This is a genomic window from Aurantibacter sp. UH7 (genome assembly GCF_056839165.1).
In genome coordinates this window covers 3,557,070-3,576,227 of sequence record NZ_CM166388.1, presented here as the reverse complement: position 1 = coordinate 3,576,227, position 19,158 = coordinate 3,557,070, and the positions used below count along the sequence as shown (strand labels likewise).

The window sequence follows — 19,158 nt, the reverse complement described above, 5'->3', positions numbered from 1 at the left end:
CTTTTCTCTTTACACACCTAGAAAAATAGATTTAACTTTTTTTAATAGTATCACCTCTAAATTTAGCTCCTAGAATACTTTACTATTCTTATTTTTGACCCATGCGAAAAAAGAGAAGACGTCAGGTTTTTGAGAATGTTGAAGTTGTCGATGCTGGAGCCAAAGGTAAAACTATAGGCAAAGCTCCGGACGGTAGGGTTATTTTTTTAAGTAATACCGTACCGGGTGATGTAGTTGATGTACAAACTACCAAGAAGCGCAAATCCTATTTTGAAGGCGTTGCAACAAATTTCCATACACTTTCTAATAAAAGAGTTGAACCAGTTTGTCAGCATTTTGGAGTTTGCGGAGGTTGTAAATGGCAAGATATGGGCTATGAACATCAACTATTCTACAAACAAAAAGAGGTTGAAAATAACCTTAGACGAATAGGTCATCTAGATTTACCTGAAGTATTGCCAATACTAGGTTCTAAAGAGCAATACTTTTATAGAAATAAGATGGAATTCTCATTTTCTGATAGCCGTTGGTTAACTTTAGAAGAATTACGATCTGACACCATATTTGAAGATAAAAATGCGCTTGGCTTTCATATTCCTGGCATGTGGGATAAAATTCTGCATATCGAAAAATGTCATTTGCAAGCAGACCCATCCAATGCCATTAGAAATGAAATAAAAGACTTTTCTGAGAAAAACGGACTTACGTTTTTTAACCCGAGAAACCAATATGGACTGTTACGCACTTTAATGATTCGCACCTCCTCAACAGGCGAAATTATGGTAATGATTCAATTCTATGAAGATGACAAGGAAAAAAGAGAATTATTATTAAATCATGTGGCTAAGACTTTTAAAGATATTACGTCACTTCAATATGTTGTAAATCAAAAGCAAAATGATACCATATACGACCAAGAAATAGTATGCTTTGCTGGCCGAGACCATATTTTTGAGGAAATGGAAGGATTGAGATTTAAGATAAATGCTAAATCATTCTATCAAACCAATTCTAATCAGGCATATGAATTATATAAAATTACGAGAGATTTTGCTGGGTTATCTAAAAATGAGCTTGTTTACGATTTGTATACAGGGACCGGTACTATAGCTCAGTTTGTTGCTAGAAAAGTTAAAAAAGTTATAGGAATAGAAGCTGTTCCTGAAGCCATTATTGATGCAAAAGAAAATGCACTTAGAAATGAAATTGATAATGCCGATTTCTTCGTTGGTGATATTAAAAACGTATTTAACGAAGTTTTTATTTCTACTCATGGCAAACCTGATGTTATTATTACGGATCCACCAAGGGACGGAATGCACAAAGATGTGGTGCAACAAATTTTAAATATTTCACCCAAGAAAATAGTTTATGTTAGTTGTAATAGCGCTACACAGGCTAGAGATTTACAATTAATGGATGCTGACTACGTAATTAAAAAAGTGCAACCCGTAGACATGTTTCCACAAACGCACCATGTTGAAAATGTTGTACTTTTGGAAAAGCGATAACCTATGAAAAAAATTGCTTTGGTTTTTGGTATACTTTCTGTAATCATATTTTTTTCTGGATGCGAAAAAGATGATATCTGTATTGATGCTGCTACGCCACAATTGGTTGTTCGTTTTTATGACTTTTTTGATACGACTGCTCTTAAAGAAGTTAGTGAACTTAAAGTCCAAGGCGTTATTGGCGACTCAGTTTACGCTGTTATTACAAACGTATCTACATCCGAAATCCTGCTTCCTCTAAGAGCTGATACTATAGCTACATCTTTTCTTATTACTAGGAATCTTGACCCCGAAGATGAAACCACTGCCGATATTGATACTTTGTTGTTAAATTATTCTCTTGCAACTGAGTTTAAATCACGTGCTTGTGGGTATGTTATAAATTTTGAAAATATTGAAGGAACAATTCCATTAGAAAATAATTGGATGAAAGGAATAGAAATTGTTAATTCAACACTAACCGTAACAGATACCATCGCCGATGTCAAAATATTTCATTAGCATATGTTTCTTTTGGTTTTTTACGATTGGGTTCGGTCAGTCCGATACGCTTTCAATTGAAAAAAAAGATACTACAACTGTTTACAAGCAGAAATATGGTATTCGCTTTGGTGTGGACCTAAGCAGACCAATCACTAAGTTTTTAGCAACAGGATATAGCGGTATTGAATTCGTAGGTGATTACCGACTAAATTATAAGTTGTATATCGCTGGTGAATTTGGAAATGAGAAAAAAACAAAACAGGAAAGCTTATATAATTTTACTGCTTCTGGTAGTTATATAAAATTAGGTGTAGATTATAATACATATGCCAATTGGTACGGAGAACAAAATTCGATATATGTTGGTGGTCGTTATGCTTTTGGCTCATACAGTCAGACTCTCAATAGTTACCAACCCTACGATGCTGAACGTTATTGGAATGCTTCAGATTTCCCACAAGGCAGTACGGAACCGCTAGAATTTGGGGGTCGTACAGCATCATGGCTGGAAGGCGTAGTTGGAGTTAAGGGAGAATTATTTGCAAATATCTACTTGGGGTTTAGTGCTAGAATTGGGTTTTTGCTATCCAATGCTAATCGCGATTCAAATTTCCACGACCTATTTATTCCTGGATTTAATAAGGTAACTGATGGAAGCAAATTTGGTGTTGGTTACAACTACACTTTAACTTATTTTTTACCACTCTACAAAAAAACCAAAAAGCCTAAAAAAGTAAAAGAAAAACCAGAACCTGAATTAGAAGAATAATATATTTTTCTAATTTCTAATCTTTCCTTTTTCTGCTTCCTTCGTACATTTCGTATTTTACAAAACGAGACTCTAAATGGCTATTAAAAACTTTTATTTTCTTAGAAGTACGTAACCCTACGTATTTTAAAGCCTCCATATTTGAAGTAATTAACCATGCATTTGTGCCAGGATAACCTTGTTTTAATGTATCACCTATAGAAGAATAAAATTCCTCCATATCAAGATTTAATCGTTCTCCATAAGGCGGATTAAAAACCATGTGCAATGGCCCTTCTGTATACTTTTCAGTTTTAAAGAAATTCTTACGTTCTATCGTAATATAGTCCTCTAAATTTGCGTTTTCTACATTATCACCAGCTTTACGAACCGCCGATGGAGCCTTATCATAACCAATAATTTTATGCTTAAATTCTTGGGTTTTATTCAAACTAACTTCTACAATTTTATCGAAAAGGTCTTCATCAAAATCATGCCATTTTTCAAATGCGAACCCTTTACGATTAATATTTGCGGGAATATTACATGCAATCATCGCTGCCTCCGTTAAAAAAGTACCACTACCGCACATGGGATCCATAAAATCAGATTGTCCTCGCCAACCGCTCATTAACAATAACCCCGAAGCCAAAACCTCATTAATCGGAGCAATATTTGTTGCCGTACGATAACCACGTTGATGCAATGACCGCCCTGAGCTATCAATAGAAACATTACAGTGTTCTTTTTGTATATGGATGTTTATCCGTAAGTCTGGATTTTTAACATCTACATCGGGTCGTTTACCATCTGTGCTTCTAAATTTATCTACTATCGCATCTTTAACCTTTTGCGAAACATACAATGAATGTGTGAAATTATCAGAGTTTACGGTGGTGTCAATGGCAAATGTCATATCTATTGCAAGATACTCTGTCCAATCCATGGCATAGATATTCCGATATAGTTCATTCTCATTTCTAACTGTAAATGAATGAATTGGTTTAATAATTTTTATTGCTGTTCTCGCACAAAGATTAGCTTTGTACATAAACCCTGTATCACCTTCAAAGGATACACTCCTTACTCCAGCAACAACATTTCCGCCACCTAAATTGCGTATTTCTTTGGCTAAAATCTCTTCAAAACCAAAAAGGGTCTTTGCGACCATTTTAAAATTATTGTTCATACCCACGATAAATTGTGCCGCAAAAATACAGTATTTTTGCGCCTTGACACTCAATTTACTAGAAAGCCAATTTACTTAATGATTTATTTATCACCCATTCTTGCAGTTTTGCTCAGTTATGTATTAGTCCTAGTTACTAGGCTAAAGAATAAAAGCAACTTTAAGCTCGTGCTCGCGTTTAGTGGTGGTTTTCTATTAGCACTTACTATTTTTGAATTATTACCTGAAGTTTATGAGCAGTCTGATTCTAAAACGGTTGGATTATTTATAATGTCGGGAATATTGTTGCAAATATTTCTTGAGTTTTTCTCTAAAGGTGCCGAACATGGTCATGTACATATTGATAGTGAAAAAAGTAATTTCCCAATATTATTATTTATTAGTCTTTGCATTCATTCGCTATTAGAAGGTTTCCCCATAGACCATGATGGCAGTATTATCTATGGAATTTTAATTCATAAAGTGCCAATTGCGATAATCTTAAGCATTTTCTTACTAAATTCAAAAATCTCGCGTTCAAACGCTGTTTTGTTCATAGTGCTTTTTTCAATGATGACTCCACTTGGCACGTACATTGCTGCCAATTTTGACGCTATTGGAAAATACCATGTACCTATTACGGCCTTAGTAATTGGTGTCTTTCTCCATATTTCTACAGTTATACTTTTCGAAAGCTCTGAAGGTCACAGTTTTAATCTTAGAAAATTAGCCGTTATTATCTTAGGTATATTAATTGCATATTTTGTTTAATGTTTAGTAAAGAAGAATCTAAAAAGCTACGACAAGATTTCTGGATTGCCTTTGGCAAATCATATCCTCATAAATGGATTTTATACAATACTAAAATAAAAGGACTACTACTGAAATTCGATTTTGATGTGAAAAAAGCGAGAGTTTCTATGGATGTAGATATTGATAATCTGGAGAAAAGAATTTCACTCTGGGAGAAATTAGTTTCTTTAAAATCGATTTTGAAAGATGAATATTGGCCAGATGTTATTTATGATGATTCCTATTTTCTTGAAAATGGAAAAGAAATTTCAAGAGTATATTTAGAATTACATAATGTATCTATTCACAATAAAAACACATGGCAAGAAACCATGCAATTTCTTGATAAAAACATGAAACAACTGGAAGAATTTTTCTTCGAATACAAAGATATCATCGACTCCTAATTAATCAATCCAAAAGTTCTAGGCATCCAAAGTGATACTTATAGGAATAAATTATGTTTATAAAAATGAGCAAACTGATTGTTACAGTTTATATTTTCTCAAAGATTACTTCTCAAGCGCCAATTTATAAGCTTCAATTGTAGTATAATATTTTGCAATCATATTAGGAACTTCCCACTCCGGTAATTTTCCCGCTTCTAAATATCTCAAATAATTTGCTGTTACCTGGCCAAAATGAGCCTCATGTCCTATTTTAAATTCATCTGGAATATTAATTCGCCATGTACCGTCTTTCATTAATTCGGATGTAGTTCCTTTAAAATGTGATTGTACTTCACTATCAACTACTGCTTTTATTAGTTCATCAAAACCTTCCTTATTTTTTGGTCGCACATATAAAACAGGTTTGTAATTTTCACCATGCCCCTGCTTGATAATCAAATCACTCTTTGTACCTCTCATTATACTAAAATGAGTATCACCTGTACCTTCGGGCGCTTGATAATTCCAAATTACTGAAACCTTAGCATACTTATCCTTTATTTTATATGTCATTTCGCCATTGCAAAAAACATTTAGTTTTCCATCAACCAAATCCTTTTGAAGATAATCAGGAAATTCACTTAAACCTGTAACCCCATTAAATTCTTCAGCTGTCAGAATTGTTGGCCAACGTCTAGCATTCACTATTTCTATCGCAGTAGTATCTATTACCTGATTCGGATATGCTTCCCATTGCACTAGATCTACCAAATGTGTAGTAACATCCACAATGCCCTCTCCTTCTTCATTAACATCAAAAAACCATGGTGGTCGAACAAGTGCTTGTCCTGAGACATATTTAAAAAAGTGATGCACACTTTCTTTTACAATTGCTGGATCATCTGGAGTTCCTTCTACTAAATCACCGAATACCGAAGGCATTGACGAAAACAATTTCTGCATCATGGTTGTTGACTCAAAACGTTCCGTCATAATATCATAAATGAGAACATTCTTCTCCTTAGCCAATTGAAAAGCTTTTTTCAATTTCTCATAACCCTCAGAATTAATTACTAATGGTTTGTCTGCATACACATTAAGTCCTGCCTGAACTGCTGCCAAAATGTAATCGATTTTTTTAGAGTTCTTTCCAGCAACAATCATAACATTTCCAGGCTTCTCAGAAACCATCGTATTCAAATATTCATCTGAAACACTTTTAATTACCTTCCAATCGGTAGGTTCATTATCTCTAGAATTATACGATTCTATTTTTTTTAAAAAGCCATGAACTTCAGGTCCTTCTGGAGCAAAGACATAAATGGTAGAATCAACTTGTGGATACATTTCTTTATGCACCAAGGCGGCGTGAAAATGACCTGGATCCAGAGTCATCAATTTTACCTTTTCAACTTTTTCTTTTTCCATACTTTTTTCAGCAGACTTTTTTTCTCCACACGAAACAAAAAATAAAAGAGTAAGTACTGTGGCAATCGTATATTTCATTATTTAATTAATTTAAGAAACTCATTCAAAGTTTTAAAATGACATAAAAGTTTAAATGAGCTCAATTTTTACAACACCTAAAAGTAACTAAATAATTTTATCCTTTAACATAATCTGTACCATAAGGTTTACGCTGTTCACGACGTAATAAAGCATTAGCCTCATCGTCATTTACAAACATCTCAGTATCAGGATTCCAATCTAATTTTCTGTCGAATTGCATGGCAATATCACTAATTAAACAAACTGTACAGGCTTTGTGACCTTTTTCAATAGGTGATATCGGCTGCTTTCTAGTTTTAATACAGTCTAGCCAATTTCCATGCTGATCATCTATCTTCTCTAAATGAATTTCGTTTTCACCAATTACGCTTTCCAAGATTTTTGGGTCAGAGGCATTAAGTGCTTTAGAACTTTTTTCTTTATCAACTGGATCACTGGCAGACGCAGTATAGGAGCCACGTGAAACAAATATCCATCCATCTTCACCTATATATTTAATGCCATTGGTATATCCACCACTAGTATAAACTGTAATACCATTTGCATATTCATGTTTCACAAAAAAGTCGCCATGAACATTCCATAATCCAGATTTTGGAAATTCAGCTAAGGCTTCTACCGAAATGGGACCGGATAATTCCGTATCCATTCCCCATGCAGCTGAATCGTAATGGTGTTGACCCCAACCCGTAATCATTCCTGCACCATAATTTCTTGAACGCAACCATCCAGGTCTACTGTAATCATTTTGAGGATGCACACCAATTTCCGTATAATCTACTTCTGGTGTAGACCCCAACCACATATCAAAATTCAAATTACTAGGTATTGGCATTGCAGGAGCCTCTGGACCTGCAGGGTCACCCGGTAAGCCTATCTTAACAGTATGTACTTTTCCTATTCTACCATTTCTTACTAATTCTGCAGCAACCCTAAATTGTGGCATTGCTCTTTGTTGCGTTCCAACTTGAAGAATTACATTATTCTTTTGAACAGCTTCCCGCAATTGTTGTCCTTCGCGAACCGTTAAAGAGGTTGGCTTTTGTACATAGATATCCTTTCCAGCTATTGCCGCTTCCATTGCCGGTTGAGAATGCCAATGATCAGGCGTACTAATCACAACGGCATCTATATCTTTATTCAGTAACATCTCGCGATAATCGCCATAAACCTTTGTGTTCATGTATTTGCTTTTACCAGTCTTCTCTTTGTAAAAAGTGTCTACCAAAACTTTGGCATCAGCTGCGCGTTTCGAATCAAGGTCACAAACTGCAACGTAATGCGCTTGATCAAATCGAATAGTATCATGAATATCATGATCCCTGGCAATTCTTCCACAACCTATTTGTCCTATGTTAATTTTGTTACTTGGCGCATCCTTCCCTAAAACATGAGCTGGTACAATAGTTGGAAAACCAACTGCTGCTACAGTGCCTAGAGCTGTTTTATTAATAAAATTTCTTCTTTTCATGTTGTATAAATTGAGTTATTTAGTTTGTTCTATTTTTATAGGATTAGCAAATGTTTGCCAATAAGATTCTGCTTCCTCGGCATTTAACTTACCATCAAAGACTACCATTCTATATTTTAAGTCGTACGATTTATTCCGTTCTATTTTCCATTCTTCATGTCGAATTGGACAAAATTCAAAAAACATATCACCACGACCACCATTACTATCTATTGGCCAAATTCGCATCGGTTCTGGGTGCATTCGGTTTGTAGGATGGCTCATAAATAATATTCCACTTGTACCTTTTCCATCTGTTGATTCTCCAGTGACAATACACCATTTTGCACCTGTACCATCGGCTGTTAATCGATCATTACCTTCAGATGTCAATACTGAAGTGTTATCAGCCTTGTAACGTTCATTAAAACGCATACCAATACCCCCACCATATCTATATTGTTCAAACAAAATGCCGTTTTCCAACGGTGTGGTAAACGAAGAAACGTAATCAAACATATACCTATCTTCATGATTAAGATTCCATAATCGCACCTGCAAATCTTCATTTAATGCTATTTGTGGTTCAGCTTGAGTTTTAAAATCAATGTGCTCTTGTTCAACTACAAATGAATTAAAAACAGCTCCTTCTTGGGTATCTTTAAAATCGTTAAAAAGTACCGATCCCATACCCTCACCTAAATTCCAAAAATCTACTCTTGTAGTGTCAATTCTAGTATGCGTCCATGGCCCCCATAAACCGTAATGATGATAGTGATCAGGTGGTTGAATTCTCGATAAAGTATCTCCTTTTAGTGTTATTATTGGATGTATATATCCTGATTTTTTAAAAATCGAATCTATGCCCACCGGAGGATACTTCATTTCGTAACGATATGAAAGCAATGGTTTTTGACCATGTTTTATATGTAAGCTTCCATTTTCCTTTTCAACTTCCCTTTTATTTAAGTTTGAACCAGCCAACTTATTTTCATTTTCCTTAAAACTATATGTATTTCCATTTTTAGGATTATGTATGAACCAAATTTTTTCCCCATCTAATTGATAACTTATTTCAATTTCATTTTGCAACAGTTTGTATTGTTCTATATTTTTTCCAATCAAAATATCCGTATTTACGGAAACAGGAATTACGTTCAAATCGTATTCGGGATTTTCTACAGCAAACGAAATCTCATCGTTTTGTTTACAAGACACCATTGAAACCAAAAAATAAAGTAGAAATATATTTCCTTTTTTCAAACGCATTAACTTGGTTTTAGTCTTCAAAAGAATACCTTAAATTGATGTAATTATTCCGTAATTTACAATTACTTTTGACAAAATAGAAAAACAGTGCAACAAAAACGTTAACGTTCACGATAAATAGCAAAAAGTTACAACTATGACCAGAATTATAACTTCCTTAATATTATTTTTATTTATTAATACTATTAAAGCTCAGGGCTTAGACCCAATAAAGATTACAGATGAATGGCTTGCTAAAATAGAAAAGCTTGCTCCTTCTGAACCTACAGTTAAAAATGTTAGTAAAAAGAAAATATTAGTTTTTTCGAAAGCTACCGGATTTGATCATTGGACTATTCCACATAATATTGAGTTGCTGAAAATAATTGCAAAAAAGTCGAACATATTTGAAGTACATGTTGGTTTTGACATAGAACAATTTGAAAAGAAAAATCTTAAAAAATATGATGCTGTAATTTTAAATAATTCTAACCCTAGTGGACCGGATCGTGATCTATTTAATGATTTGCTAAGTCAAAACACCTCATTAAGTGATATTGAAATAAAAACTAAGGCTGCTATTTATGAGCAGAATTTCATGAATTATATTGCTAAAGGTGGTGGATTAATGTTGCTACATGGTGCTATTACTATTCAAAATAACTCGATGCCATTTAGTAGGTTAACAGGTGGTAGTTTTGATTATCACCCAAAACAACAAGAAATTCATGTAAAAGAAGTAGACCCCAATCACCCCATGGTACAAGCCTTTAAAGGTAATGGTCTTACTCATGTTGATGAACCGTACTTTTTTAAAAATGCATATTCAGAGTTTAATTTTCGACCATTATTATATATGGAAGTTGATAAGATTGAAGGGCAGAAAAAGGAAGTGAAAGATAAAATTATTTATGTTTCGTGGATAAAAAAATATGGTAAAGGAAGAGTCTTCTATACATCGCCTTCACATAATGCGCAAAGTTTGGACAACCCGGAACTAATGCAATTTTTCTTAGATGGAATGCAGTATGTTGTCGGTGATTTAAAATGTGATGATTCGCCTATTGGTAATCTTTAATATATAATATTATGCACCGCTCCTTAACAAGGGTCAGACAACAGTTAAATAAATCATTAACCAATGACTTACAGCTCCACCTAAGACGAACAAGTGCCATATAAAATGATTGTTCGGAATCCGTCTAATTGCATAAAAAAGAATTCCTAGTGTATAAAATGCTCCGCCTAACCATAATAGATGCATTCCGGATTTCGGCATTGCATTTGACAAATTATCAATATCAATAACAATCAACCACCCCATTACGGCATATAGTAACAAGGATAAAAATTCAAACTTACCTGTATAGTATATTTTAAAGAAAGTGCCAAAAATTGCAAAGGCCCAAACTGCATAAAATATCACCCAACCATTACCATTAATTAGTGTAATTAATGCTACTGGCGTATACGTGCCGGCAATTAAAAAGTAGATATTAATATGATCTAATATTCGTAATTTCTTTTTTAAAATAGGATTTTTAGAATAGTGATATAGGGTGGACACTCCAAACATAGATATTAATGTTAAGCTATAGACAACAATACTTGCCGTGGAAAAATCAGATTTTTTTGAATTTTGCAGCAACAAAAAAATCATTCCTAAAATCGCCAAAACAAAACCTATACCATGAGAAATGGTATTTAATCTTTCTTCATTTTCTATTTCTGTATTCAGATGCATTTGAAATTGAACCATTTACCCTTAAATCCTACTTTATAATCAACTTAATACGCATAGAAGTTGCGTGACCAGGAAAGGTACAAACAATCCAGTATTGGCCTGGAGTTTTTGGTGTTTGAAAATAAATCTTTTCAGAAGATTCCGGCTCAAGTATACCACTATGCGCAATTACCAAATCTGTTGTTGGGACATAATTCATATCTGGACCGTCCAATCCTAATTTTAATGCTAATTGTGCAACTTCATCAATTGCATTATCCTTTTGTGTAATAACCAGATTATGCATCATATCATCATTATTATTAAAAGTAATTTCAACTTTACTACTAGCCTCCAATTCCAAAACTTCAATATCATATTTTAGTCCCGGTTTTGTGCTTATTATAACTTGTCTATCAACTCCATTTGTCCAAGTAAGTGGCATGATATTAACTCTTTTTTCCTGAACTACACCTTTAGCTACATTGGTCATACTTTCTGTAGGTAGTGATTTCAATTCACCACCCGGAACCTCATTTAAGGTATAATAACCTGTATCATGTAATAATTCTTCACCATTGCTTGCTTTCAGTTCCGGTACTTTAAGTTGATGTATAAAACCTAGACGCATACCATCTACAGTTAACCTAACACTTAGGCCATCTTCAGAAACTTTTGCATTTTTAACCAATCCCTTTTGTTGTCCAACAATTGGGCTACCATAATTATAATGGTACTTATAATTGAAACTTGTGATCTGATAGCTTTCTATTTTAGCCGCAAGTAACCTATTTACTGGTTTAGTAAATTCCAATTCAAAACCATCTGCAAGAGCCTTCATTGTTTTAATTTCAAAAGGAGTTTTTCCATTCCATATTAAACGTTGCAAACCAAATTCTGAGCCTCCTGTCGACCTCCAACCCCTACTGGTCATACCAACAAACATACTTTGATCACTACCCCATATCATTCGAAGAATCCCAGACGAAAATCCTTCAACAAAATTAAAAGAAGCTCCTTGATAGACACCATTAACTTTTTCCATGAAAACGCGCATTATTTTGCTATGTCCCTGATCACCAACGAACATTTGACCTTCAAACGGACCAAATTTACCGCCAGTGGTATCATACAAAATATCAGAAGTAGAAATACCCTGTATAGTATGCGGAAACCAAATTGCCGGAGCTTTTAATTCTGGCACCTTTTTGGAATACTCATATAGACTAAGCCCTGATTCTCTTTCGATATCATCCATCTTAAGCTTTAATGGAGATTGCTCATCATCGGACCAAACTAAGCCTTCAGGGTTACCAGCAAAATCTCCTTTTTCCAAATGAGTCATTCTGCCTGAACCTACCCAATCACCTTGGTTTTCCGTGTAAAAAATATCTCCTTCGGCGTTAATCTCAAATCCTGATGGAGAACGCAAACCAGTCGCAAATGGTGTCATTCTCCCTTCTGGTGTAATTCTCAACATCCATCCTCTCCATTTTGCAAGACTTGCTCCATGGCCAATCCAAGATAAATTTAAAGTAACCAACATATCACCATTATCTAAAAATTTCGGTCCGTATGAATAGTCGTGATAATTACCAGAAAGTGGCCAAGAATAAATAGTTTTATAACTATCGGCTTTATCATCTCCGTTGTTATCTGTTAAACGTGTTAATTCACCTCTTTGTGACAAATAAAAACTACCATCTTTATAATTTAAACCCAATGGTTCATGAAGACCTTGAGCAAAACGAGTATAAGTAGGTTTTTGACTATATGGCTTATCAATTAACCAAACATCTCCACGTCTTGTGGAAACTCCCAATTTATCTTTGTCTGTAAGTACTAATCCACCAACCTCAAGTTTTATATCATCTGGAATCGGCACATCAACTATCTTGTAATACTTCGATTCTTTTTTAGCCAAATCCGATTGCTTTTGGGCATAACTAACATTTGCAAATCCTAATAATATAAATACTAATATTAGTTTCTTCATAATTCTCATATTCATATTTTACCAGATAATATTATATTCAATTAACTGTTCTCCAGCCGGAATTTCAATTAACAACTGATCCATTCCTTCGCTATTTCGTATTATCGGCTTCACTGAATCTTCTACATCAAAAGCTATAAAATAACTCTCGTCATTAACAAGGTATGTGCCATCAGGCAGAGCAACTATTGATTCTCCTGATGCAATTTTATGCCAAATTTCTTCATCACCTTTTATATTAATAATTCGTTTTATGGCACGTTGCTTGTTAGATGGTATCATTTTATCAGAAATAACACTATTCCCTATTTGCGATAAAAATGTTGGTATCCTATTACCGTCTAACTCATAGCCCATTTGCTTTCTATTTACATTCCCTTCCATTGGCCAAATGGCATTCTTGTTTTCTAGTTTATAAAATGCTAAATCTCCATCAAAAGAAACGGTAAAACCAGCAGGAAGAGCTAATTGTTCTTGTCCCCTACTATGCCACATTGGTGTAGCATCTAAGAATCTTCCGCTCCACACTTTCAATAATGCTCCTAAGTTTAAATCATAGGCATAATTAATTTTTTCTGGTGTGCCAACTGAAATGCAATGTGTCCTTTTATTTCCATTATGCATTAAAAAACTACGTTGTGTAATAGTTTCATCCAAAACGTCAACATTCATGCTTTCTGTCGGTTTATTCTTTGATAAATCTAGAGATTTATAAGCTTGTAAAGCGCTCTTCTGTAATCCTGGACCCTCTACTTCTAAACTAAAACCTTTTACCCAAGGATTGTGCTTGTTATATATAAGAGTAAATGGTGTTAGGCCTGTTTTCAAATTGACGGTTGCCAATCCTAAAGAATCCAAATAATAATTACCATTTAAGTTAATTAGTGTGTCGGAATTAACGATAAATTGAGCGCCACCTTGATTAACTTTTAAATCAAATAGATACTCACCGTTGCTAGGTATTTGTAATTCACCTGTAAACTTTAAAATTCTTTGAGTTCGAACGCCACTTACCATTTGAGCAGAAATAGAATCTATAACTATTTCTCTAATTGGCACTAAACTATCTATGTTAGGCATTAATTGTTCCTTATTCTCATATTCAATCATTTTCAAATTCGAAAGTGAAACACTTTTATCATCGTATAATTTATAGCTGATATTCTTAAGTGCAACGGGACCATGATCGCCCTGTATCATAAGCGGTCCTCTCTTCTGCTCATTTTTAAAAGCGGACGCTCTCGTAGGAGAGGTAACTTCAGCATTCTCATGAATTAACACCCCATTTAACCAAACTTTCTCAAATTTTGCATTCTTTATTTTATTGCCCGAATCATCAAATTTTGGCGCATGAAAAATTATTTTGAAATGTTGCCAGAGTCCAGGTGCTTTAGCGGCATTAATATTTGGTGCCTGCCCGTCAAATCCTTTTACGCCTTCATATTCATCACCTTCATAAATTCCACCAATATCCGTAAAGGTTGGATTTTCAACTCCCCAACTATCAAAAAGTTGAATTTCATAGCGACCCTGAAAGTATATCCCTGAATTCGAGTTTTTAGGCATCATAACGTCTACTTCCAACTCTATGTCACCATGTTCAAATTTAGTAAAGAGATTACCCATTCTACCGTCCTCAGGTTTATTAACTAACACTCCCTTTCCTTCAGCTGAAGTAATAGTCTTATCTTCAGCCCTATCTACATAAGTACTTGCTGCTATTGTCCAATTCTCAGAAACTTGTTCGAAATCGGACAAATTTTCCAATTTAATCTTTTCAAAAGGTAAATAATCAACAGGAGTGACTTCTTCCTGATTCGATTGAACATCAACAGGTTTATCTCCGCAAGAATAAAAGAAAAGTGCAGTAAAAATTAGGCAAATAAAAATCCTCATAAATCAAATATTATTAAAAAGGGGAGGTTAAAAACTCGGTGAATATACGAGAAAACCAAATAAATTTAAACTTCGTTAGTATTTACACCGGATTGCATTAAATCTAAAAATTATTAAATCATAGTTACCATCTAAAAAGTAGCGCCTTAAGTATATATTAGTAGGCTTGAGTTCATTATCTTTGCCATCTTATTTTGAGAATTAGAATATGATTAAAATTACATTACCAGACGGAAGTATAAAAGAATACGATAAAGGTGTTACACCTTTTGATGTTGCAAGAAGTATTAGTGAAGGATTAGCAAGAAATGTTATCTCTGCGAAATTTGACGATACTATTGTGGAAACCACTACTCCACTGGAAAGTGATGGGTCGCTTGTACTTTATACCTGGAGTTCTAATGAAGGTAAGAAAGCTTTTTGGCACTCATCTGCACATATTTTAGCTCAGGCTTTAGAAGAACTTTATCCAAATGTAAAATTATGGGTAGGCCCGGCTATAGAAAATGGATTTTATTACGATGTAGACCTTGGTGATGAAACACTTTCTGAAAAAGATTTTAAGTCCATAGAGGATAAAATGTTGCAGATTGCTCGCGAAAAACATGATTTTAAAATGCGCGAAGTAAGCAAACAAGAAGCATTGTCTTACTATGCTGGGAAAAACCAATATAAGGTTGATTTAATAAGTAACCTTGAAGATGGTACTATTACATTTTGTGACCATAGTACTTTTACTGATTTATGTAGAGGTGGACATATTCCTAATACCGGAATTGTTAAGGCTGTTAAAATTTTAAGTGTTGCTGGAGCCTATTACAAAGGCGATGAGAATGAAAAACAGTTAACTCGTGTTTATGGCATTTCTTTTCCTAAACAAAAAGAGCTTACCGAATACCTTCACCTTCTTGAAGAGGCCAAAAAGCGAGATCATAGAAAACTAGGAAAAGAATTAGAACTTTTTACTTTTTCGCAGAAAGTAGGTCAAGGTTTACCACTTTGGCTACCTAAGGGAGCAGCTTTGAGAGAAAGATTAGAGGATTTCTTAAAAAAAGCTCAGAAAAAGGCAGGATATGAAATGGTGGTTACACCTCATATAGGCCAAAAAGAACTTTACGTTACATCAGGTCATTATGCGAAATATGGTGAAGATAGTTTTCAGCCAATAAAAACTCCGAAAATGGATGAGGAATTTTTGTTGAAACCTATGAATTGCCCTCACCACTGTGAAGTATATAATTTCAAACCCCATTCCTATAAAGATTTACCTAAAAGATTTGCTGAATTTGGCACCGTTTATAGATATGAGCAAAGTGGTGAATTACATGGTTTAACTAGAGTTCGTGGGTTTACTCAAGATGATGCGCATATTTTTTGTACCGCAGATCAATTAGACCAAGAATTTAAAAATGTAATTGATTTATCACTTTATGTTTTAGGTTCATTAGGTTTTGAAAACTTTACTGCTCAAGTGTCAATTAGAGATTTAAATACCCCAGAAAAATATATTGGATCTGTTGAAAATTGGGAAAAAGCGGAAAATGCGATAATAAATGCGGCTAAAGAGAAAGGCCTGGATTATGTTATTGAAACTGGCGAAGCTGCCTTTTATGGCCCTAAATTAGATTTTATGGTGAAAGATGCACTAGGTCGAAAATGGCAATTAGGTACAATTCAAGTGGATTACAACCTACCTGAACGCTTCGATTTAACATACAAAGGGTCTGATAATGAATTACATAGGCCTGTAATGATACATCGTGCACCTTTTGGAAGTATGGAGCGTTTTATCGCTCTTTTACTAGAACATACAGGTGGTAATTTCCCGCTGTGGTTAATCCCTGAACAAGCAATTGTTCTGCCTGTAAGTGAGAAACATGAAAAATATGCCGAAAAAGTTTTAAAATCCTTAGAAAATAGCGAAATTCGCGCCCTCATAGATAGTAGAAATGAGACCGTTGGTAAAAAAATTCGGGAAGCCGAAATGCAAAAGGTTCCATTTATGCTAATCGTCGGGGAGAATGAAGAGGCTGAAAATACTATATCTGTGCGAAAACACGGAGGTGAAGATTTAGGCTCCATAACACTTAACGAGTTTGAGGACTTGGTAACTAGCGAAATAAATAGTACCTTAAAGTCGTTTTAAATTAAGTTTAACTAAAAAGTATAAGTCATAGCAATACGTAGGAGATTTAGGCCCCAACCTAGGCGGGAAAATAAAAACCCGCATAACATTAATGAGAAAATATTGTCACCAGAAGTTCGCTTGGTAGGTGACAATGTAGAAGTAGGCGTTTACCCTATTCGCAAAGCCCTTGACCTTTCAATAGAAATGGAATTGGACTTAGTTGAGATTTCGCCTAAGGCGAAGCCTCCTGTTTGTAAGATAATTGATTACAAAAAATTTCTTTACGAACAGAAGAAACGCGAAAAGGTGATGAAGGCTAAAGCTAGTAAAGTAGTGGTCAAAGAAATTCGGTTTGGTCCGAATACTGACGATCATGATTACGAGTTTAAAAAGAAACATGCTGAGAAGTTCTTAAAAGATGGTGCTAAATTAAAAGCATATGTCTTTTTCAAAGGACGATCAATAGTTTATAAAGATCAAGGTGAAATTTTGTTATTACGTCTGGCTTCAGAATTAGAAGAGCTTGGAAAAGTAGAGCAAATGCCGAAGTTAGAAGGTAAGAGAATGACAATGTTCATTGCACCTAAAACAAAGAAATAAGACGAACTTAGTTCGTACTACAATATACTAAACGCTGCTTACTTTGGTGAGCAGCGTTTAGCATGATAAGTGAGATTAATAATTAAATAGGAGAAAATGCCTAAACAGAAAACAAAATCTAGTGCCAAAAAGCGTTTTAAGCTAACAGGTTCTGGTAAAATTAAAAGAAAGCACGCCTTTAAGAGTCACATTTTGACAAAGAAATCTAAAAAGCGTAAGCTTGCGTTAACACACTCCGCACTTGTGCACGATTCAGATGTTAACAGTATTAAAGAACAATTACGTTTAAAGTAATTTTTCGAACCGGTAAATAAATATAAACCCTGGAGTTGGGCAATTAAAAGTGTACATTTAAATGTACCGCCTACTACAAAAAATTAAAAATTATGCCAAGATCAGTAAATGCAGTAGCTTCAAGAGCCAGAAGAAAAAAGGTAATGAAGCAAGCCAAAGGTTATTTCGGAAGACGTAAAAACGTATGGACGGTAGCCAAAAACGCAGTAGAAAAAGCAATGCTTTATGCTTACCGCGATAGAAGAAATAAAAAACGTACTTTCCGTGCTTTATGGATTACTCGTATTAATGCGGGTGCCAGATTACATGGAATGTCTTACTCACAATTTATGGGAAAAGTAAAAGCTAACGGAATTGAATTGAACAGAAAAGTTCTTGCCGATTTAGCTATGAATCACCCAGAAGCCTTTAAGGCAGTTGTAGAAAAAGTAAAATAAATACAAATTATCTCACTTATAAGAAAGGCTCTGTAAATACAGAGCCTTTTTTTTATGCAACATCTATTTTATCAATAGCAGATTTAAATTCTTGCCAATCAATTAATTCATCACCTGTATTATCATAGCCTTCAATAAGTTTTGAACCTACTAAACCGCGTATAAATCCATTTATTTCTGCTTCTTTTAATAATTGTACTATCTCACCTTTTTTCAATTTACCATCACTATCGGCATCAAAAAAAGCAAAAGCCTCTTCAGAAGTGTCAAATTTATTTGTAATTAAAATTTGTATTTTATTTAAAATCGATTCCTTTGTTGCCATTTTGTTGTTTATTATTTTGATTAAGATTAAGAATTTATAAGCCGAATGCTGATATAACTATGTTCCGACCGGAAGCATTATCTCTATGCTCACACAAATAAATTCCTTGCCAAATGCCTAAATTTAATTTACCATTGGTAATCGGTATTTGAACAGAAGCTCCCATTAGCGATGATTTTATATGCGCCGGCATATCATCAGAACCCTCATAGTTATGTAAGTAATAGGGCGCATTTTCTGGAACCATAACATTCATATGACTTTCAAAGTCTGCTCGCACTGTGGAATCCGCATTTTCATTTATTGTTAAACTTGCAGAAGTATGTTTTATAAAAACTTGGAACATTCCTAAACTAATACCCTTTAATTCTGGGAGTTCTTTTAAAACTAGGTGCGTAATTAAATGAAAACCTCGCTTATATGCCGGTAGTCTTATTTCATTTTGATAAAATTTCATATTG

At 34.3% G+C, this 19,158-nt stretch carries 19 protein-coding genes; 10 read left to right on the top strand and 9 right to left on the bottom strand.

Going from position 1 to position 19,158, the window contains the following annotated elements:
* The first annotated feature begins 101 nt into the window (after positions 1–101).
* The 3 genes from rlmD to UH7x_RS15185 are packed head-to-tail and all read left to right on the top strand — an operon-like array spanning position 102 to position 2,763.
* On the top strand, positions 102–1,511 hold the full coding sequence (gene rlmD / locus UH7x_RS15195) for a 23S rRNA (uracil(1939)-C(5))-methyltransferase RlmD (protein ID WP_482360770.1): 1,410 nt from the start codon (positions 102–104) through the stop codon (positions 1,509–1,511).
* 3 nt (positions 1,512–1,514) lie between these two features.
* Complete coding sequence (locus UH7x_RS15190) at positions 1,515–2,012, top strand: DUF6452 family protein (RefSeq protein WP_482360769.1); 498 nt, start codon at positions 1,515–1,517, stop codon at positions 2,010–2,012.
* A complete protein-coding gene (locus UH7x_RS15185; RefSeq protein ID WP_482360768.1) occupies positions 1,993–2,763 on the top strand; it encodes a DUF6048 family protein in 771 nt (256 codons plus the stop codon). The genes UH7x_RS15190 and UH7x_RS15185 overlap by 20 nt, the downstream gene beginning before the upstream one ends.
* Before the next feature lie 16 nt (positions 2,764–2,779).
* Here UH7x_RS15185 and UH7x_RS15180 read toward each other — a convergent pair whose 3' ends face one another.
* Complete coding sequence (locus UH7x_RS15180; RefSeq protein WP_482360767.1) at positions 2,780–3,931, bottom strand: THUMP domain-containing class I SAM-dependent RNA methyltransferase; 1,152 nt, start codon at positions 3,929–3,931, stop codon at positions 2,780–2,782.
* Between the two features lie 78 nt (positions 3,932–4,009).
* Between UH7x_RS15180 and UH7x_RS15175 the strand changes: the two genes are divergently transcribed.
* Positions 4,010–4,681, top strand: a complete 672-nt coding sequence (locus UH7x_RS15175; protein WP_482360766.1) for a ZIP family metal transporter — start codon at positions 4,010–4,012, stop codon at positions 4,679–4,681.
* A complete protein-coding gene (locus tag UH7x_RS15170) occupies positions 4,681–5,109 on the top strand; it encodes a DUF4268 domain-containing protein (protein ID WP_482360765.1) in 429 nt (142 codons plus the stop codon). Before UH7x_RS15175 ends, UH7x_RS15170 begins: the two co-directional genes overlap by 1 nt.
* Before the next feature lie 105 nt (positions 5,110–5,214).
* Here the strand turns inward: UH7x_RS15170 and UH7x_RS15165 are convergent, their stop codons facing one another.
* From UH7x_RS15165 to UH7x_RS15155, 3 genes are all read right to left on the bottom strand, one after another.
* On the bottom strand, positions 5,215–6,597 hold the full coding sequence (locus tag UH7x_RS15165; RefSeq protein ID WP_482360764.1) for a putative oxidoreductase C-terminal domain-containing protein: 1,383 nt from the start codon (positions 6,595–6,597) through the stop codon (positions 5,215–5,217).
* Between the two features lie 97 nt (positions 6,598–6,694).
* Positions 6,695–8,071, bottom strand: a complete 1,377-nt coding sequence (locus UH7x_RS15160) for a Gfo/Idh/MocA family protein (protein WP_482360763.1) — start codon at positions 8,069–8,071, stop codon at positions 6,695–6,697.
* Positions 8,072–8,086: 15 nt separating this feature from the next.
* On the bottom strand, positions 8,087–9,319 hold the full coding sequence (locus UH7x_RS15155) for a DUF6807 domain-containing protein (RefSeq protein ID WP_482360762.1): 1,233 nt from the start codon (positions 9,317–9,319) through the stop codon (positions 8,087–8,089).
* Positions 9,320–9,455: 136 nt separating this feature from the next.
* On the opposite strand from UH7x_RS15155, the gene UH7x_RS15150 reads away from it, so the two are divergent.
* Positions 9,456–10,376, top strand: coding sequence for a ThuA domain-containing protein (locus tag UH7x_RS15150; protein WP_482360761.1), 921 nt, complete (start codon positions 9,456–9,458; stop codon positions 10,374–10,376).
* Between the two features lie 33 nt (positions 10,377–10,409).
* Here the strand turns inward: UH7x_RS15150 and trhA are convergent, their stop codons facing one another.
* The 3 genes from trhA to UH7x_RS15135 are packed head-to-tail and all read right to left on the bottom strand — an operon-like array spanning position 10,410 to position 14,913.
* Entirely contained in the window at positions 10,410–11,042 is a 633-nt protein-coding gene (gene trhA, locus UH7x_RS15145) for a PAQR family membrane homeostasis protein TrhA (protein ID WP_482360760.1), read from the bottom strand.
* A 28-nt stretch (positions 11,043–11,070) separates the two neighbouring features.
* Positions 11,071–13,017 carry a sulfocyanin-like copper-binding protein gene (locus tag UH7x_RS15140; protein ID WP_482360759.1) on the bottom strand — a complete coding sequence of 649 codons (1,947 nt, stop codon included), beginning with the start codon at positions 13,015–13,017 and terminating at the stop codon, positions 11,071–11,073.
* A gap of 18 nt (positions 13,018–13,035) precedes the next feature.
* Positions 13,036–14,913, bottom strand: a complete 1,878-nt coding sequence (locus UH7x_RS15135) for a 3-keto-disaccharide hydrolase (protein ID WP_482360758.1) — start codon at positions 14,911–14,913, stop codon at positions 13,036–13,038.
* A gap of 208 nt (positions 14,914–15,121) precedes the next feature.
* Here UH7x_RS15135 and thrS point away from each other — a divergent pair, with 208 nt between their 5' ends.
* The 4 genes from thrS to rplT all read left to right on the top strand — a co-directional run bounded on the left by thrS (position 15,122) and on the right by rplT (position 18,372).
* Positions 15,122–17,059 (top strand): threonine--tRNA ligase, encoded by a 1,938-nt coding sequence (gene thrS / locus UH7x_RS15130; protein ID WP_482360757.1) that lies wholly within the window; start codon positions 15,122–15,124, stop codon positions 17,057–17,059.
* A 99-nt stretch (positions 17,060–17,158) separates the two neighbouring features.
* Complete coding sequence (gene infC / locus UH7x_RS15125) at positions 17,159–17,641, top strand: translation initiation factor IF-3 (protein ID WP_482363617.1); 483 nt, start codon at positions 17,159–17,161, stop codon at positions 17,639–17,641.
* Between the two features lie 96 nt (positions 17,642–17,737).
* Positions 17,738–17,935 (top strand): 50S ribosomal protein L35, encoded by a 198-nt coding sequence (gene rpmI / locus UH7x_RS15120; protein ID WP_482360756.1) that lies wholly within the window; start codon positions 17,738–17,740, stop codon positions 17,933–17,935.
* Between the two features lie 92 nt (positions 17,936–18,027).
* Entirely contained in the window at positions 18,028–18,372 is a 345-nt protein-coding gene (gene rplT / locus UH7x_RS15115; protein WP_482360755.1) for a 50S ribosomal protein L20, read from the top strand.
* 52 nt (positions 18,373–18,424) lie between these two features.
* Here the strand turns inward: rplT and UH7x_RS15110 are convergent, their stop codons facing one another.
* Together UH7x_RS15110 and UH7x_RS15105 are read right to left on the bottom strand one after the other, a co-directional pair.
* Positions 18,425–18,697: an EF-hand domain-containing protein gene (locus UH7x_RS15110; protein ID WP_482360754.1), complete on the bottom strand. Its 273-nt coding sequence runs from the start codon at positions 18,695–18,697 to the stop codon at positions 18,425–18,427.
* Between the two features lie 34 nt (positions 18,698–18,731).
* Positions 18,732–19,154 carry a secondary thiamine-phosphate synthase enzyme YjbQ gene (locus UH7x_RS15105; protein ID WP_482360753.1) on the bottom strand — a complete coding sequence of 141 codons (423 nt, stop codon included), beginning with the start codon at positions 19,152–19,154 and terminating at the stop codon, positions 18,732–18,734.
* Between the last annotated feature and the right edge of the window lie 4 nt (positions 19,155–19,158).

Bases quoted from the DNA above. Each gene is read 5' to 3' on its own strand.
- rlmD (WP_482360770.1), top strand. From the start codon at position 102: ATGCGAAAAAAGAGAAGACGTCAGGTTTTTGAGAATGTTGAAGTTGTC.
- UH7x_RS15190 (WP_482360769.1), top strand. From the start codon at position 1,515: ATGAAAAAAATTGCTTTGGTTTTTGGTATACTTTCTGTAATCATATTT.
- UH7x_RS15185 (WP_482360768.1), top strand. From the start codon at position 1,993: ATGTCAAAATATTTCATTAGCATATGTTTCTTTTGGTTTTTTACGATT.
- UH7x_RS15180 (WP_482360767.1), bottom strand. From the start codon at position 3,931: ATGAACAATAATTTTAAAATGGTCGCAAAGACCCTTTTTGGTTTTGAA.
- UH7x_RS15175 (WP_482360766.1), top strand. From the start codon at position 4,010: ATGATTTATTTATCACCCATTCTTGCAGTTTTGCTCAGTTATGTATTA.
- UH7x_RS15170 (WP_482360765.1), top strand. From the start codon at position 4,681: ATGTTTAGTAAAGAAGAATCTAAAAAGCTACGACAAGATTTCTGGATT.
- UH7x_RS15165 (WP_482360764.1), bottom strand. From the start codon at position 6,597: ATGAAATATACGATTGCCACAGTACTTACTCTTTTATTTTTTGTTTCG.
- UH7x_RS15160 (WP_482360763.1), bottom strand. From the start codon at position 8,071: ATGAAAAGAAGAAATTTTATTAATAAAACAGCTCTAGGCACTGTAGCA.
- UH7x_RS15155 (WP_482360762.1), bottom strand. From the start codon at position 9,319: ATGCGTTTGAAAAAAGGAAATATATTTCTACTTTATTTTTTGGTTTCA.
- UH7x_RS15150 (WP_482360761.1), top strand. From the start codon at position 9,456: ATGACCAGAATTATAACTTCCTTAATATTATTTTTATTTATTAATACT.
- trhA (WP_482360760.1), bottom strand. From the start codon at position 11,042: ATGCATCTGAATACAGAAATAGAAAATGAAGAAAGATTAAATACCATT.
- UH7x_RS15140 (WP_482360759.1), bottom strand. From the start codon at position 13,017: ATGAAGAAACTAATATTAGTATTTATATTATTAGGATTTGCAAATGTT.
- UH7x_RS15135 (WP_482360758.1), bottom strand. From the start codon at position 14,913: ATGAGGATTTTTATTTGCCTAATTTTTACTGCACTTTTCTTTTATTCT.
- thrS (WP_482360757.1), top strand. From the start codon at position 15,122: ATGATTAAAATTACATTACCAGACGGAAGTATAAAAGAATACGATAAA.
- rpmI (WP_482360756.1), top strand. From the start codon at position 17,738: ATGCCTAAACAGAAAACAAAATCTAGTGCCAAAAAGCGTTTTAAGCTA.
- rplT (WP_482360755.1), top strand. From the start codon at position 18,028: ATGCCAAGATCAGTAAATGCAGTAGCTTCAAGAGCCAGAAGAAAAAAG.
- UH7x_RS15110 (WP_482360754.1), bottom strand. From the start codon at position 18,697: ATGGCAACAAAGGAATCGATTTTAAATAAAATACAAATTTTAATTACA.
- UH7x_RS15105 (WP_482360753.1), bottom strand. From the start codon at position 19,154: ATGAAATTTTATCAAAATGAAATAAGACTACCGGCATATAAGCGAGGT.